At 52.2% G+C, this 16,399-nt stretch carries 10 protein-coding genes, 1 tRNA gene and 5 pseudogenes; 8 read left to right on the top strand and 8 right to left on the bottom strand.

Annotated elements, in window-relative coordinates:
- Nucleotides 1-2 precede the first annotated feature (2 nt).
- The 4 genes and pseudogenes from lptC to DO97_RS01790 form a co-directional block, all read right to left on the bottom strand.
- On the bottom strand, nt 3-725 hold the full coding sequence (lptC, locus tag DO97_RS21735) for an LPS export ABC transporter periplasmic protein LptC (protein WP_162182923.1): 723 nt from the start codon (nt 723-725) through the stop codon (nt 3-5).
- Between the two features lie 55 nt (nt 726-780).
- Nucleotides 781-1,385, bottom strand: a pseudogene (locus DO97_RS01780) (LabA-like NYN domain-containing protein).
- 51 nt (nt 1,386-1,436) lie between these two features.
- Nucleotides 1,437-3,072 (bottom strand): annotated as a pseudogene (metG, locus tag DO97_RS01785) (methionine--tRNA ligase).
- Nucleotides 3,073-3,540: 468 nt separating this feature from the next.
- Complete coding sequence (locus DO97_RS01790; RefSeq protein WP_036530704.1) at nt 3,541-3,828, bottom strand: DUF427 domain-containing protein; 288 nt, start codon at nt 3,826-3,828, stop codon at nt 3,541-3,543.
- A 165-nt stretch (nt 3,829-3,993) separates the two neighbouring features.
- Between DO97_RS01790 and DO97_RS01795 the strand changes: the two are divergent.
- From DO97_RS01795 to DO97_RS01805, 3 genes and pseudogenes are all read left to right on the top strand, one after another.
- Nucleotides 3,994-5,966, top strand: a pseudogene (locus tag DO97_RS01795) (AMP-dependent synthetase/ligase).
- A gap of 120 nt (nt 5,967-6,086) precedes the next feature.
- Nucleotides 6,087-6,537, top strand: a pseudogene (locus DO97_RS01800) (YlqD family protein).
- 6 nt (nt 6,538-6,543) lie between these two features.
- Nucleotides 6,544-7,797 (top strand): dihydrolipoamide acetyltransferase family protein, encoded by a 1,254-nt coding sequence (locus tag DO97_RS01805; protein WP_036530706.1) that lies wholly within the window; start codon nt 6,544-6,546, stop codon nt 7,795-7,797.
- 68 nt (nt 7,798-7,865) lie between these two features.
- Here DO97_RS01805 and DO97_RS01810 read toward each other — a convergent pair whose 3' ends face one another.
- The gene (locus DO97_RS01810; protein ID WP_036530708.1) at nt 7,866-9,419 is read right to left on the bottom strand and encodes a YcjF family protein; all 1,554 of its coding nucleotides are present in this window, start codon (nt 9,417-9,419) and stop codon (nt 7,866-7,868) included.
- Between the two features lie 468 nt (nt 9,420-9,887).
- On the opposite strand from DO97_RS01810, the gene DO97_RS01815 reads away from it, so the two are divergent.
- Both DO97_RS01815 and DO97_RS01820 read left to right on the top strand, forming a co-directional pair.
- Entirely contained in the window at nt 9,888-10,154 is a 267-nt protein-coding gene (locus DO97_RS01815; RefSeq protein ID WP_036530842.1) for an AbrB/MazE/SpoVT family DNA-binding domain-containing protein, read from the top strand.
- A complete protein-coding gene (locus DO97_RS01820; protein ID WP_036530710.1) occupies nt 10,151-10,534 on the top strand; it encodes a type II toxin-antitoxin system VapC family toxin in 384 nt (127 codons plus the stop codon). The genes DO97_RS01815 and DO97_RS01820 overlap by 4 nt, the downstream gene beginning before the upstream one ends.
- Nucleotides 10,535-10,670: 136 nt before the next feature.
- Here the strand turns inward: DO97_RS01820 and DO97_RS01825 are convergent.
- The 3 genes and pseudogenes from DO97_RS01825 to petB form a co-directional block, all read right to left on the bottom strand.
- Nucleotides 10,671-10,741, bottom strand: a tRNA-Gly gene (locus DO97_RS01825).
- Nucleotides 10,742-10,845: 104 nt separating this feature from the next.
- A complete protein-coding gene (gene petD, locus DO97_RS01830) occupies nt 10,846-11,328 on the bottom strand; it encodes a cytochrome b6-f complex subunit IV (protein ID WP_036530711.1) in 483 nt (160 codons plus the stop codon).
- A 114-nt stretch (nt 11,329-11,442) separates the two neighbouring features.
- Nucleotides 11,443-12,110: pseudogene (gene petB, locus DO97_RS01835) on the bottom strand (cytochrome b6).
- 343 nt (nt 12,111-12,453) lie between these two features.
- Between petB and ctpA the strand changes: the two are divergent.
- From ctpA to DO97_RS01850, 3 genes are all read left to right on the top strand, one after another.
- A complete protein-coding gene (ctpA, locus tag DO97_RS01840) occupies nt 12,454-13,620 on the top strand; it encodes a carboxyl-terminal processing protease CtpA (RefSeq protein ID WP_156120386.1) in 1,167 nt (388 codons plus the stop codon).
- Nucleotides 13,610-14,902: an HD domain-containing protein gene (locus DO97_RS01845; RefSeq protein WP_052128279.1), complete on the top strand. Its 1,293-nt coding sequence runs from the start codon at nt 13,610-13,612 to the stop codon at nt 14,900-14,902. The genes ctpA and DO97_RS01845 overlap by 11 nt, the downstream gene beginning before the upstream one ends.
- A 153-nt stretch (nt 14,903-15,055) precedes the next feature.
- Nucleotides 15,056-16,345, top strand: a complete 1,290-nt coding sequence (locus DO97_RS01850; RefSeq protein ID WP_036530846.1) for a glucose-1-phosphate adenylyltransferase — start codon at nt 15,056-15,058, stop codon at nt 16,343-16,345.
- The last annotated feature ends 54 nt before the right edge of the window (nt 16,346-16,399 follow it).

Here is a 16,399-nt window from a genome sequence, read left to right on the forward strand (position 1 = left end):
TATCAAGCGGTGGGTCTTTGAGGATTAATTTGGCAGTTTTTTTGTAGTAACACGGTTTTAGTTTTCTGATTCACCAGGGACTGGTAGCCCGTTGCTCGGTCAGTTAAGGTGGTGCCTTTATATTGGTCAACTTGAATGAAGCGATCGCCTACAACCTTTTGCTCCGCCATCAACCAAATCAAATGTTCAGTTTTGAGCTTCAAATTTGGGTCCTTCGAGGTAGCTGCCACCTCCCCGGTCATTTCCATGCGGCGGGCACGGCTAAACATCCGCCCCTCCCGTGCCGACCCCTGCATCTTTGGATGGGTCACGGTAAAGTGATTGCGCACCATTAACAAATCCTTTTTGGGGTGCCACTCAGCCTCATTGCCCCTGAGAACGGCCCCGTCTTTAATCGCTGTGGCAACAATCTCCCCCTTGAGAAAAATCTGCTGCCCATTCTGCTGCACCATTCCTTGGAGTGCTTTGAAGCGATAGACTATCTTCCCGTCCTGGAACAGCTCACCGTTAGGCTGTTCAATCCGGGCTACCTTCTGGTCTTGACTATAGACAGCCCGCTTACCCCTGACTAGCCAGAGGGGATGCCCCTGAGCATCAGCCTGCTCCAGCACCACCTCTTTAAACACCAGATTGCCACCGGGATTTTCTGGAATGTCCTGGGTCAGGGGTGAGTCATTAAAGTTGCGACTCCCACAGGCCGTTGATCCCAAAAGTAGTGCGATCAATAACAGACGCCTGAGAGTTAGTTGTAAGCACATACCCCCTAGACGCTGCTCACCCCTAAAGTTGTTCCGGCTCATCCACTAAACCAATGCCAGAGAGGGGTCGGTAGGTATAGCTGCGAGGGGTTTTTTTGAATATCTTCTTTGATATTGTCAAGATCCACGTAGCGATCAGCCACATTGATTAAGCTGTCACTGGTCATGGAACGGAGACTAACCACTTCAACCCGCACCCCTCGATAGCTAACGGCATCGACCGCATAGGCTAAATCACCGTCGCCACTGACTAAAACAGCAGTATCGTAGGAGCCTACCAATGCCATCATATCCACAGCAATCTCAACATCCAGATTGGCTTTCTTAGAGCCATCAGGCAATTGCACCAAATCTTTGGCAATCACCCGATACCCATTCCGCCGCATCCACAACAAAAACCCCTGTTGCTTTTCATTGGTCCGATCCACTCCTGTATAGAAAAAACGAGCGCAAAAGACGGGAACCTGCGGTTAGACGACAGAGCAGCTTGGTGTAATCAATCTCAATTCCAAGTTGAAGAGCTGCATAGAATAAGTTGGAGCCATCGATAAAGATAGCTACCCGACCCCGGTTTTCTAAAACCTGTTCTGGTGTAAAGACAGAGCCGCTATCTAAGTGATTCAACATGTTTTTTGGACCTCAATTTATTATGTGAAAGCTTAAGTGCTTTGAAATCATCTAAGCAGTATCTTTTGCAGTATCTTTTAGAGAACTCGTTAACTCTGGCAATTCCAACCGTTGAAATACGGGCTTTGGTTCCGCCAAAATCTGCCCGGGGGGGAAGAATTCCCCAGGTGGCGTGGTGGTGGAACGGAGCTATCCCTGGCAAACCGACAGAATCCTGAAAATTGACCGCAAATCCCAGCTGTTGATAAATGGTGGAGCTGGTACTGGGGATGATCGGAGACAAAAGATAGGCAGCTAGGCGTACAGATTCTAAAACCGTATACAGCACAATTTCTAGCGCCGATTGTTGCCCCTGTTTGTACAGGGTCCAGGGGGCTTGTTCGTCAATGAGTTTGTTGCCAGCGCGCACCAGTCCTAGAACCGCTTCACAAACCTGATGGAATGCCAGATCTTCGTAGGCTTGGGCGACCTGTCCTCCCAGGGGAAGTGCCAGTTGTTTGAGGGGATGAGTCGGATCAATCTCGGCACCACTCAACGCTGGAACGTAGCCCTGGCAATATTTATGGGTCATCCTCAGGGTGCGGTTCAAAAGATTACCCAAGTCGTTTGCTAAATCAGCATTCAGGATGTGGACAAATCGTGTCTCGCTAAAGTCACCATCCCGTCCAAATTCAATTTCCTTCAAGAAATAGTACCGAATGGCATCAGCTCCATAGCGCTTCACCAAGGAAATTGGATCAAGGGTATTCCCAAGACTTTTGCCCATTTTCTGACCATCTTTGGTCAGAAATCCGTGTCCAAATACCCGTTCCGGTAGGGATAAGCCAGCTGACATTAGCATTGCTGGCCAGTAAACAGCATGAAATCGCAGAATATCTTTACCAATTAAATGCAATTGAATCGGCCACCAGTGGCTGAGGGCATTCTCTAGAGTAGGTTCGGCATCAGGCTCAAGGAGAGCCGTAATATAGCCCAGTAGGGCATCAAACCAGACGTAAAGGGTATGACCGGGATCAACGGGAACGGGAAATCCCCAATCGAGGTTAACACGGGAAATCGAGAAATCCTGTAACCCTTGGCTGACAAAATTCAAAACTTCATTGCGACGGATTTGCGGCTGAATAAAGCCAGGTTGGGTATGATAGAGAGCCTCCAATTGGGTTTGATATTTAGAAAGACGGAAGAAGTAGTTGACCTCATCTCGCCACTCAGCTTGACGATTGGGATGAATGGCACAGTAATGATCCGTGAGCAGATCACGTTCTTCTTTGAATTCTTCACAGGCTACACAGTACCAGCCCTGCTGCTGACCCAAGTAGATATCGCCGCGATCCCAGACGCGCTGAAAAAACGCTTGTACAATGGCATGATGACGGGGATCAGTGGTGCGACTGAAGCGATCGTACTGAATGTTTAGGGTTTGCCAGAGGATATCAAAGCCCGCTGCGATTTCGTCGCAGTGATCCTGGGGAGATCGCCCTCGACTTTCAGCGGTGCGCTGAATTTTTTGCCCATGTTCGTCGGTGCCCGTAATCAGCAGCACTGATTTTCCCTGTAAGCGCTGATACCGTGCTACAACGTCCGCTGCAATCGTTGTATAGGCACTACCGATATGGGGAAGGTCGTTGACGTAGTAAAGCGGTGTTGTTAAAGCAAACCTAGAATTCTTTTTATCAGTAGAATTCATAAAAACAATTTAAGACCCCCCTGAGCACTCGTTGTAATGATTACCAATTAGGGGCTTGAGGAATGCGCCAAATTGCAATTTTTCTGGATTAAAAGGCTTCAATCTGAAACTGTGACGGGATCAGCTCCTGAGAATAAAAGGGAAGCATAGGGCTAATCCTAACGGTGATCTCAGTGAAAAAAAACTTAAAGAAAGCTTAAATCACCCAGAAGTTGGCACGGTCATTGCCGATCAAACTCAAACAGCTAATGCTGGTAAGTACTAACCAAGCCCTGATTAGCAATGATCTACATGCTCCAAGGGATAAGAACTGATTTTAAAATCAGCAACTTGCTTCGGCCTGGATTGAAACCTGGTTTTTTAACTATAGTCGAAAGTGGCTCCTGTGTGCTAGGGATTTGTCTCAGTGTCGGGTGTCAGGGGACACATGGCCACCGCCAAATGTCCCGGCATCACCAGTGAACTGGTTCAAGCGGGTTCGACGCGCACGCCTTTCCAGAAAGCAATATAACCCGTAATGTTTTTAGCTGCTTCCTTGGGGATGGGGTAGTACCAGGCTGCATCTGGGTTGACTTTGCCATCCACCTCCAGGGTGTAATAACTGGCAACGCCCTTCCATCCGCAGGTGGTGTGGGTCTGACTCTCTTTGAAATAGGTGCGGTTGAGGGATTCAGGGGGAAAGTAGTAGTTCCCTTCCACCAGTTCGCAGCGATCGCTCTGGGCGAGAACTGCGCCATTCCAGATTGCTTTGGGCATAAGTTTTAAAATGCAATGGGGTTTCTGCTTCAATTGTGTACGAAGATCTACCCAGACGACATCCTGTCTCTAGTCGGTGAACTGGATACCCCCATCGTCGCAGAATAGAATCCGTTGGCAAATTCAGCCACTGCTGTCACTCCCCATTCCCGTGCAACCTTGACTATGAATGCCACTGTCTCCCCTCCGTCTGTGCAATTTACCGCAGCGGAACGCAAACGGCTACAAAAACTGGTGGACTATAACCAGATTCAGTCGATTCCAGATATCTGGGCGATCGCAGCTCAACAATTTGCTGATTTGACCGCGCTCCATGATCCCCATGCCAAGCCTGCGGTGCAAATCAGTTACACCCAGTTGCATCAACAAATTCAGCAGTTTGCTGGGGGTTTGCAACAGTTGGGAATTCAGGTGGGCGATCGCGTCTGTCTGTTCGCAGACAATAGCCCCCGCTGGTTCATCGCTGACCAAGGAATTATGACGGCGGGGGGGTGAACGCAGTTCGCAGCTCCCAAGCAGAGCGGGAAGAGCTGTTATTTATTTGCAGCGACAGCGGTAGCAACTTACTGGTGCTCGAAGACCTAGATACATTTAATAAGTTGAAACCCCGGTTGGGGGATCTGCCCATTCAAGCAGTCATCCTGCTCTCAGATCAGCCCATCGTCGGGGAGTCGAATTGGCAAGTGCTCAACTTTCAGCAGCTGATGGACTTGGGAGCCAGTCGCCCCTTCCAGCCTGTTACCCTCAGTTCTGAGCAGTTGGCAACCCTAATCTATACCTCCGGCACCACGGGCAAACCAAAGGGCGTGATGCTCAGTCATGGCAATCTGCTGCACCAAGTCACGACCCTAGGCGTCGTGGTGCAGCCCCAACCCGGCAATCGAGTCCTGAGTATTTTGCCCACCTGGCACTCCTTTGAGCGGAGTGTAGAATATTTTCTCCTGTCCCAGGGCTGTACCCAGGTCTATACCAATCTCCGCCAGGTCAAACGGGATCTGAAAACTTTCCAACCTTCTTACATGGTGGCGGTACCCCGTCTCTGGGAGTCGATCTATGAGGGAGTGCAAAAGCAACTGCGAGAACAATCTCCCCAGCAACAGTTGTTGGTGAAGACTTTAATCGGGATCAGTCAGCAGTATGTGGCTGCCCGCCGCATTGCCGAGGGCTTGGACATCAAGCACCTTCGTCCCTCCCTCGGCCAAGAATGGTGGGCGAGACTCACAGCCCTAGTGCTCTCGCCCCTCCACGCCCTCGCTGACCAGTTGATCTATCGCAAGATCCGGGAGGGAACGGGCGGTCAACTCAAACAGGTGATTAGCGGCGGCGGCTCCCTAGCCATGCACCTGGAAATGTTTTATGAAATTGTCGGCATCCAGATTCTCGTCGGTTACGGTCTCACCGAAACCTCCCCCGTGACCAATGCCCGCCGCCCTGAACGCAATCTGCGGGGTTCCTCCGGGCAACCCGTTCCTGGGACTGAAATTCGCATCATTGATCCAGAATCTCGCCAGCCCCTGCCCCAGGGACAGCGGGGACTGGTGCTGATTCGTGGCCCCCAAGTGATGCGGGGATACTATCAAAATCCCCAGGCCACGGCCAAGGCCATTGATGCCGAAGGCTGGTTTGATTCCGGTGACCTGGGATGGGTCACCGCTGAAAATCACCTGGTGTTAACCGGAAGAGCCAAGGATACGATTGTGCTCACCAATGGCGAAAACATTGAGCCTCAACCCATCGAGGATGCCTGTCTCCGCAGCCCTTACATTGCTCAGATTGTCTTGGTGGGTCAAGACCAGCGATCGCTAGGAGCCTTGATAGTCCCCAACCTTGAGGTTCTTCAGACCTGGGCGCATAGCCAACAACTGCATCTGCAACTCCCCCAAGCTCCTGACCAGCCGCCTTCACAAAAACGCTCTCTGACCCTGGAAAGTCCGGAGGTCATGGATCTGTTCCGTAAAGAACTCAACCGGGAAGTGCAAAATCGTCCCAGCTATCGTCCCGATGACCGCGTTGGGCCGTTCCGGCTCCTGAGCGAACCCTTCACGATGGAAAATGGCCTCATGACCCAAACCTTAAAAGTTCGGCGGTCTGTTGTCATGGAACGCTACCAGGGTATCATTAACGAGTTGTTCACCTAATGCAGGTGTGCCCAGTTCTCCCTGCCTGCGAGCTTGCCAATGCATCAGCGACTGGCCGTACTGAGTCACTGAATGTCCTAAATATTTTCCCTGTCCTACTGTCTTTCATGTGAACGTTTTATGGATATTCCCAATACCCAACTGCTGCTCAAACGCCCTGTCACCCTTAAGGCCATTGTGACGCCCCGCTGGAAAGAAGAAGTGCAGCAACAACTGCAAGCCCAGATCAACCAACTGGACGATCAATTTCAGCAGTTAGAAATGCAAGGGCAGCGCATGGTTGCCGAGGTACAGAAGCAAAACCTCCAAACCCCCTGGCCCTCAGGTGACGCAGCAGATCGAAAATATTCAAGCTCAGATCAACCAGAAGAAAAGCGAACTCCTCGATCAGAAAAACCAGATTTTGCAAAATCTGCAACAGATTCAACTCCTAGAAATGAATCAAGAGGTGTTTCAAGGCCAGATCGAGGGCTTTTTCCGCATTGAACTGGGGGACAATATGGTGCATAAAATGCAGGTAGAAGTTCTCCTGCGGGATGGGATTGTCGAAGAAATTCGCGGAGATGTGTAGCGGTCTATGATCTATGAAGTTTTCATGCCAGCCCTGAGTTCGACTATGACCGAGGGGAAAATTGTTTCCTGGACGAAGGCTCCCGGTGACAAGGTGGAGAAGGGCGAAACCGTGGTGATTGTCGAGTCTGATAAGGCTGACATGGATGTGGAGGCTTTCTATGAAGGCTATTTGGCATCCATTGTGGTTCCAGCTGGAGCGGTGGCTCCGGTGGGAATGACCATTGCCTATCTGGCAGAAACCATCGCCGAAATTGCCACCGCTCAGCAACAGGCTCAAGCCACAACCACCCCTATTGCACCGCCGCCGCCACCCCCCCCCGCCGCCGCTGTTGCCAGTGGCAATGGGACTCCCCAAGTCCCAGCCACACCACTCCGGAGTGGCCGCCCCATCATTTCCCCCCGCGCCCGCAAGTTGGCTAAGGAATTAGGCGTTGACCTCGGTACCCTGACTGGAAGCGGTCCCCATGGCAGAATTGTGGCGGCGGATGTAGAAGCTGTTTCCGGTGAAAAAACAGCGATGGCGATCGCTCCTTCTGTGGCAGCTGTGGCTAAAGCCCCAACCCCGATCGTCGCCAAAACCACCCCAGGGATTCTCGTCCCCTTCACAACACTGCAAGCTGCGGTGGTACGCAATATGGTTGCCAGTTTGGAAGTTCCCACCTTCCATGTGGGATACACCATCACCACCGATCCCCTTGATCAGCTGTATAAACAAATCAAATCCAAGGGGGTGACGATGACGGTGCTGCTGGCAAAGGCTGTTGCCCTGACCTTGCAGAAGCATCCGTTACTGAGTGCCAGCTACACTCCCCAGGGAATTCAGCACAGTCGTGCGATTAACATTGCCGTAGCGGTGGCCATGGAAGATGGGGGATTGATTACCCCGGTGCTCCAGCAGGCCGATCAGGTGGATATCTATGCCCTCGCTCGGAACTGGAAAGATTTGGTGGCCCGCTCCCGTACCAAGCAGTTGCAGCCCGATGAGTATAACTCCGGCACCTTTACCCTCTCAAATTTGGGGATGTTTGGGGTGGATCGATTTGATGCCATTTTACCCCCCGGTCAAGGGGCGATCTTGGCTATTGGAGCCTCCCGGCCTCAGGTGGTTGCCACCAAGGATGGATTGATGGGGGTGCGGAGCCAGATGCAGGTCAACCTCACCTGTGATCATCGAGTGATCTATGGGGCGGATGCTGCTGCGTTTCTGCAAGATTTGGCTAAACTGATCGAAACCAATCCCCCATCGTTGACCCTCTAAGGAATTGAAACAGTTCTCGTCCTCTGGGTGAGCCAATCCCTGAGCAATAACCGACTGAATCATCTGTTTTAGAGGGAATTCCGTCGGTTGTTGGGTTTTTCAGGTGGTTCTACCTCTGGGGTTAAGGGTTTGACGACGCGGGCGATCGCCTGTTGAACGAATGTCTTGATAAACTCATCCCGGCGATTCAGTTGGAACTGCCGCTGTACCACTTCCGTGATCCCGCCATCCCCCCAATCTTGGTCGTGGCGAAAATATTCCACGAAGCTTTTCCCAGCAATGCGCGTGAGGTAGGCGGCACTGACCCCTTGAATCGCCCGACCCACCAAAAAGCCGCCCACGCTTAATTGCAACGCCGCCGTTAACAACTCCACAGCTCCTTTGACAATACCCAGGCTGGTGAGGGTTTTGGCGAGGGAAACCGCTAATTCCCGTCCCCGTTCTATATTTAGTTCACAGCCATAAATTTTGCCAATTTCCACCACCATTTGGGCATTGACAGCGGCGGCGGCCAACAGATCCACCACAGGTAAGGGGGTCATGGCTACTACCCCAGCACCAATCCACTGAAATCGTTCAATGGCTTTTTCGGCAAGACGGCGGCGCTGACCGTCGATCAGGCGGCGGGCTTCTTCACTGAGACGTTGGGACTGTAACAAAATATTGTCCGCAATCAGGTCTTCGCCTTCTGCCCTCAGAATTGCTGCCATGCGCCGAATTAACGGCATCACCTCTGAGTCGGGCTGAAAAACTTCCCCACTCTCTAAGACAACTGCTTGGGGCTTGGCGGTGACGGCAATCACGTCCATCGCCGGTACTGCCCCCCGAACCCGTTCTCGCAGGCGAGCCAGAATCACCTCCCGATCAATTTCAGGGTACAGATCGGCTTTGTTCAGCACCAGCAGCGATCGCTTGCCAATTTCAGCTAAAGCCCGGAGGGAGCCATATTCTGACTTTTGAAGATCATTATTCACTACAAAAATCAACAGATCCGCTTCCGTAGCCAGTTGCCGCGCCAGTTGCTCCCGCTCGGTACCTGCCGTTCCCGCTTCTAAAATTCCCGGCGTATCGGTGATCAGAATCTCCCGCGCCAAGCCTTTGAGTTTCAGGCAGTAGGTTTCCCCCACTGCTGTCGTGCCCATCGGTGCCCCCACCTCCCCCACCATCCGCCCCATCAGGGCATTGATCAGGGAGGTTTTACCCGCCGAACCCGTGCCAAATACCACCACTTGAATCTCCCCACGGGCAAAGCTGGCTGCAATTTCCTGCGATCGCTGGAGCAACACTTGCCGCGACACTTCATCCTGAATTTGATTTACCTGCTGACGCACCGCTTTCAAGGTTTCCTCTGCGGCTTCGGCTTTGGCGGCGGGAATCCGAGCAGCGGCAAGGCGACCTTTACTGCGAGTCGGTTGCTGAAACAGCAGGGCATAGTAGACAAAAGCAACAATCAACACCACCAGCAACACAATTAAGACAAACATCAACGTGTTTGCCAGAAAAGGGTTGGTGTAGTAGGAAATTTGCCAGTAAAACTGTTGTAACGCCCCCACCAACCAGATCATCAGCCCTAGAACAACGCAGAGGCCAACAATCAGTAGTAACAGGCGGGAAGGAGGCATGAATCCAGGACAACAGACCAACGCCTTAATACTATCTCTGATGCTAGAGGGAATTTCCAGCAATTTTATCGGCGACAAGCCAAGGCAGAACAGCCAGACCACAACGCAACTTTAATGTTTCAGCAACTATTCCCTTGCCCGTGCCATCAGTCGTCCTACCTGGGGTCAATTAGTCAGATAACTGCAACACTTTCTAAGTTTAAGATCTGAGTTAATAGTGGCTGCATATCCCTGTAAGTGTATAGCCGAGAACACTATCATACCAAATCCTGAAGATCCAGCAATTTGTTTGTCAAATTCGTAGGTGGCGGTTTAGGGAATTAGAAGTATTGAATGCGTTCAAGGCTGATGGAGATCGCCCCTCATCCCGAATCTGGCGGCTGAATGATTGGCTGGAATGGATATGAAAAAGTGGCATAGAATAATTAAATGTGGCACGTCCAGAAAAATGTGGCATTCAAGGGAAATATGAATAAACTATCCCCATCGGTAGACGTGAATCTGGGTCGCCAAGGTCGATTAGTGATTCCGGCAGCGTTGCGGCGATCGCTGGGGTTTGAGGAGGGCGATACGTTGGTGGCGCGGGAGGAGGCGGGGCGATTGGTGTTGGAAAAACCGGAAACAATTAAGCAACGGCTGAAGGCGCGATTTGCGCAGGTGCCGAACGATCGCAGCTTGGTGGATGAATTGATTGCAGAACGGCGGGAAGAGGCAAAGCAGGAAGCAGCGGAATGACGGTTGTTTTGGATGCTTCGGCCCTGCTGGCGTATTTGAAGGCTGAGCCGGGGGGCGATCTCGTGGATGGGGTGCTGGCGGAATCGGTGATATCGAGTGTGAATTGGGCGGAAGTGATCCAAAAGTCGATCGCCGCAAGTGTGAATGTGGATGGAATGCTGGATGACTTGGAGGCGCTGGGGTTGGTGGTAGAACCGTTTACGCCGGAAGATGGCGAAATGGCGGGACGACTCTGGGAACAGACGAGACAAGCAGGTTTGTCCCTGGGCGATCGCGCTTGTTTGAGTTTGGGACTGAGATTGGGAGTTAATGTTTTGACAGCCGATCACGCCTGGACAGCTCTCAATCTGTCTCTCGATATGCAGGTGATTAGAACTTGATACCTAAACGATACCCAAACTGCCATGAAATACCCCAATCTTAACCGCACAATCAAAACACCTGCACTATGGCGCATAGGTACCTTAAACGACAAAAAGCCATAGAACCGTTGAATTCTATGGCTTTTTAGAAATAAGCGGGCAGCGGGAATCGAACCCGCATGACTAGCTTGGAAGGCTAGAGTTTTACCACTAAACTATGCCCGCAATTATGAACCTTGTCTAGAATATCATATTTAAGCCTGCTGATCCTCTAAAACCCTCCTTGAGAACCGCTTCAAAGCATCAACAGGCTTGTGAGATCACTGCGTTTAGAACAAGCCCAGGGTCAGAGACTTGTCAATGGGGAAGGTCGCCCCCACACCCAGCCAGATGGTGACCAGGGTACCAAACAAGAAGATGGTGGTAGCAACCGGGCGGCGGAAGGGGTTTTGGAACTTGTTGACATTCTCAATGAAGGGAATCAGAATCAAGCCCAAGGGCACGGAGCCCATCAGTATCACCCCCAGTAATTTATTGGGAACGGTGCGGAGAATCTGGAACACCGGGTAGAGATACCACTCTGGCAAAATTTCCAAGGGGGTTGCAAAGGGGTTAGCAGCTTCACCCACCATGGCAGGATCAAGCACTGCTAAACCAATACACAGGGCAATTGTCCCCATAATCACCACGGGGAAGATATACAACAAGTCATTGGGCCAGGCAGGTTCACCATAGTAGTTGTGACCCATGCCTTTGGCTAGCTTGGCACGCAACTCCGGATCGCTGAGATCCGGCTTCTTTTCAGTTGCCATTCAGGATTCTCCTTATCAAAGTTGAAGTTGATTTCACAAGGGGCGGCGGGGGTAGGCAGCAACCATGTTGGCTGTAGAGGGGGGCTAACCCAACATGGCATTAGCCGCGATCGCTTACAAGGGGCCAGAGATGCCCTGCTTGCGGATCATCAGGAAGTGCAGCAGCATGAAGACGGCAATCAGCCAGGGCAGCACAAAGGTATGGGCGCTGTAGTAGCGGGTGAGGGTTGCCTGACCGACGCTGGAACCGCCCCGGAGCAGGTCGGCGATCAACGTGCCAACCACCGGAATTGCCTCAGGTACCCCTGAAACAATTTTCACCGCCCAATAGCCCATTTGATCCCAAGGCAGAGAGTAGCCAGTCACCCCAAAGGAAACCGTGATCACGGCCAGAATCACACCTGTCACCCAGGTCAGCTCACGGGGCTTCTTAAACCCACCAGTGAGATAAACCCGAAACACGTGGAGAATCATCATCAACACCATCATGCTGGCAGACCAGCGGTGGATGGAACGAATCAGCCAGCCAAAGTTAACTTCTGTCATCAGATACTGAACGGACGAGAACGCCTCCGTTACAGTGGGTCTGTAATAAAATGTCATGGCAAATCCAGTAGCAAACTGGATGACGAAACATACCAGCGTAATTCCACCCAAGCAATAAAAATATTGACATGGGGAGGAACGTACTTGCTGGAAATGTCATCTGCGATCGCCTGGATCTCCAAGCGTTCTTCAAACCATTGGAATGCCTTGGAGTCAGTTACCTGCTTAGTGAACATGAAGCAAGAGTTCCTAGATAAAAATGTATTCCAGTAGATGCGGACGTGATGGATAAAAGTAGTGACAAATCCAGACAGGTATTGGGGTATGACAACTCTCTCACGCTTGCTGAGGGACCGATCCCTAACCCCCGGATTGACAACTGCTCTCCCTAACTTTTGAATGACATCTTAACACACTGTAACTGCCTGTTTTTGAGTCTCCATAAGGGGATCAGCCCAGTCAAGATAGATGGGTAGCAGCTGCTCAGAGATGACGTTAAAATTCTTGACATGCATAAACGGTTTTTTTTCAATCGGGCTGTCATTTATTCTCGTCTTAGTTCTAGGACTTTGTGTCAGCATGCCTGCTGCCCATGCCCTGTCGGAGGGGCAGAGACTGTTAAATGAAGCCTGGCGGATTGTGGATCGTGCCTATGTGGATGACACGTTTAATCAACACAACTGGTGGCAGGTGCGTCAACAGGCCTTGAAGCAACCCTTGGGGGATCGGGAGGCAGCCTATGCTGCGATTCAGACCATGCTGGCGAGTCTGGACGATCCATTTACACGGTTGTTGCGCCCCGATCAGTACCGGAGTTTACAGACTAGTACCTCTGGGGAGCTAACAGGGGTGGGGCTCCAGATTGCCCTCGACGCTGCCACTGGGGAGCTAGAAGTGATTGCCCCCATTGAAGGTTCCCCTGCTGAACAGGCGGGTATTCAACCCCGCGATCGCATTCTGGAAATTGATGGCATCCCCACCACCCAGTTAACCCTGGATGAGGCGGCCCAGCGGATGCGCGGCATTGTCGGTAGCGCGGTGAAGCTGACCATCAAACATGTCGAGAACCCGCCGACGGAATTGTCCTTGGTGCGGGGACGAATTATCCTCAATCCGGTGGTAGCGGAGCTACGCTCGACGATGCAGGGTTCTCCCATTGGCTATATTCGGTTGAACCAATTCAATGCCAATGCCACCGCGGAGCTTGCCCATGCCCTGGCGCGTTTTGAAAAACAGGGCGCGGATGCCTACATTCTGGATTTACGGAATAATCCGGGGGGGCTCCTCCAGGCTGGGATTGAAGTTGCGCGGCTGTGGTTAGATACGGGAACCATTGTCTACACGGTGAATCGGCAAGGGATTGAGGGCAGTTTTGCCGCAATGGGATCGGCGCTGACCCATGATCCACTGGTGGTGTTGGTAAACCAAGGAACCGCCAGTGCCAGTGAAATTCTGGCGGGGGCGCTACAAGACAATGGTCGCGCCCAGTTGGTGGGGGAGACCACCTTTGGCAAGGGCTTAATTCAATCGTTGTTTGAACTCCCGGACGGGGCAGGATTAGCCGTTACCGTTGCTAAGTATGAAACCCCGCTGCACCACGATATTCATCGCCTGGGAATTCGCCCCGATCTGCGGGTGCCCTTGGAATCCCTGACTCGCGAACAGATTGGGACGGATGCCGATTCCCAATATCAAGCGGCGGTGGAGTTGTTAACGAACCCTGCGGTACTCGCCGGTGCAGCGTAGCTGGGGTCGAACTTACCACGATCCACTCCACGGGGCGATCGCCCTCGAACGCAGCGATCCCATCGAAGCGTTATTGATCCGACTGATTGATACCCCTGCCTTTCAGCGGTTGCGCCGTATCCGGCAATTGGGGCCTGCCAGCCTCACCTTTCACGGGGCGGAAGGGTCACGGTTTACCCATTCCCTGGGGGTGTTGGCGATCGCCCGTCGTGCCTTTGATCGTTTGGCCCATCACTATCCCCAACTGGGAGTGCATCGCGCTGTGGTGTTGTGCGCCGCCCTGTTACACGACATTGGTCATGGTCCCTTCAGCCATACCAGTGAGGAGATCTTTGACGGCCATCATGAAGCCTGGACGAGTCGGATTCTGCAAGAGTCAGAGCCGATTCGCACCCTGTTGACCGACTTTTCCCCGGAGTTAATTGACCAGATTCAGCAGGTTTACCGCAAACAGTACCCGATTCCCTTAGTTTGGCAGTTGGTTTCCAGTCAATTGGACTGCGATCGCCTGGACTATTTGCTGCGGGATAGTTATTTTACGGGAGCTTCCTATGGTCATCTGGATCTAGATCGGATTCTGATGGCGATGAACTATGACCCCGTGACCCAGCAATTGGTGGTGGCCCACAAAGGGATGGCTGCGATTGAACATTATTTAGTGGTGCGGTACTTCATGTATGCCCAAGTCTATAGTCACCCGAAAAACCTGGCTGCATCTTGGGGATTAGACCAGGCTTTTCAGCGGGCACGGGAATTACTCACCCGCCAACAATTGGCCGCCGATGAGACGGTGACGGCTTGGTTAAGTCTCCCCAGCGACCAGTTGACCTTGGCGCAGTATCTGGCGGCGGATGATGGTGTCCTCACCTACCACCTCCAGCGCTGGCAAAGCAGTTCAGACCGCGTGTTGGCCGATCTGTGTCGGCGGTTTTTGGATCGGGATCTACTCAAAGCCTTGGATGTCACCCTCCTAGCCCCAGCGGATCGGGACTGGTTGCTGAATCAAGCCTATATTTACCTCGGGCAGGCTGACTTGGTGCCCACCTCCTATGCAGGGCTCCGGGTGGCGAAGAGTCGAGGCTATACCCTCTATCAGCGGGGGATCAAACTCCAGACAGCCGAAGGTCTTCAGGAAATTAGTACCGTTTCCCCCTTGGTGCAAACCCTGATTCAGCCCTATGAGCGGGTGTGGCTGATCTACCCCCGAGAAATTGAAGTTCCCCTCCTGAGCGCCCAGCGTCAACTGCGTCTGTCCCCGCCACCTCCCCCCACTCCAGTGTGACACCGGGCATCGGTAACCTGCGATCGCACCTGGATGGAACGGCGGGTAAGGACTTTGCAGTTCCCCCTTGCAAACTGTTCCCCTCAGTCACACACTGGACTTGGAAGGGATAGATATCACATCTGTTCAGACTGGGAGTTGAGAGGTTTTTTTGTGAAAAGAGTATTAGCCATCATTCTCGGAGGTGGCGCAGGCACCCGCCTCTATCCACTAACCAAACTGAGAGCCAAGCCTGCGGTGCCCCTGGCAGGGAAGTATCGTCTGATCGATATTCCAGTGAGTAATTGCATTAACTCGGAAATTTTTAAGATTTATGTCTTAACTCAGTTCAACTCGGCCTCTCTCAATCGTCATATTGCCCGTACCTATAGTTTCCCTGGCTTTTCCGAAGGCTTTGTGGAAATCCTGGCTGCCCAACAAACGCCGGAAAACCCGAATTGGTTTCAAGGGACGGCGGATGCAGTACGTCAGTATCTCTGGATCCTAGAGGAATGGGATGTGGATGAATACCTGATACTCTCCGGTGACCACCTCTATCGCATGGATTACCGCCAGTTTGTCCAGCGTCACCGGGAAACCCAGGCTGATATTACCCTCTCCGTGGTGCCCATGGATGAGCGTCGGGCTTCTGAATTTGGGTTAATGCAGATTGACAGTGCCGGACGGGTGGTAAGCTTCAGCGAAAAGCCCAAAGGGGATGCCCTCAACCAGATGCGTGTTGATACTACCGTCTTGGGTCTGACGGCTGCAGAAGCCCAGGCAATGCCCTTTATTGCCTCTATGGGGATCTATGTGTTCCGCAAAGAGGTGTTAATCCGGTTGTTGAAGGAGGCGACGGATCGCACGGACTTTGGCAAGGAAATCATCCCGGCCTCGGCTCCTAACTTTAATGTCCAAGCCTACCTGTTCAATGATTATTGGGAGGATATTGGAACCATTGAAGCCTTTTATAAGGCCAACCTCGCCCTGACACGGCAGCCGCAGCCGCCGTTTAGTTTCTACGATGAGGAAGCTCCCATCTACACCCGCCAACGCTTTCTGCCCCCGAGCAAGCTGTTAGATTGTCGGGTCACTGAATCGATGATTGGGGAGGGCTGTATTCTCAAAGAATGTCGAATCGAGCACTCTGTCCTCGGGGTGCGATCGCGCATTGAATCAGGTTGTGTGATCGACAACTCCTTGATTATGGGGGCGGACTATTATCAACCCTTTGCCGAGCGACGCACGGGCATGGCCAATGGTACGGTTCCCCTTGGAATTGGCTCTGACACCGTCATTCGTCGTGCCATTGTTGACAAAAACGCTTGTATTGGACGCAATGTCCAGATCATCAATAAGGATCAGGTTGAGGAAGCAGAGCGGGAAAACCTGGGATTCTATATTCGGAGTGGCATTGTGGTGGTGCTGAAGAATGCCGTCATTCCCGATGGCTTTGTGATTTAGATAGGAGCAGCGTAAGGCAGGAAACTTGAGATCGGGCAGGAGGATAGGAAAAGG

It is taken from the genome of Neosynechococcus sphagnicola sy1 (assembly GCF_000775285.1).
Lineage (GTDB): Bacteria > Cyanobacteriota > Cyanobacteriia > Neosynechococcales > Neosynechococcaceae > Neosynechococcus > Neosynechococcus sphagnicola.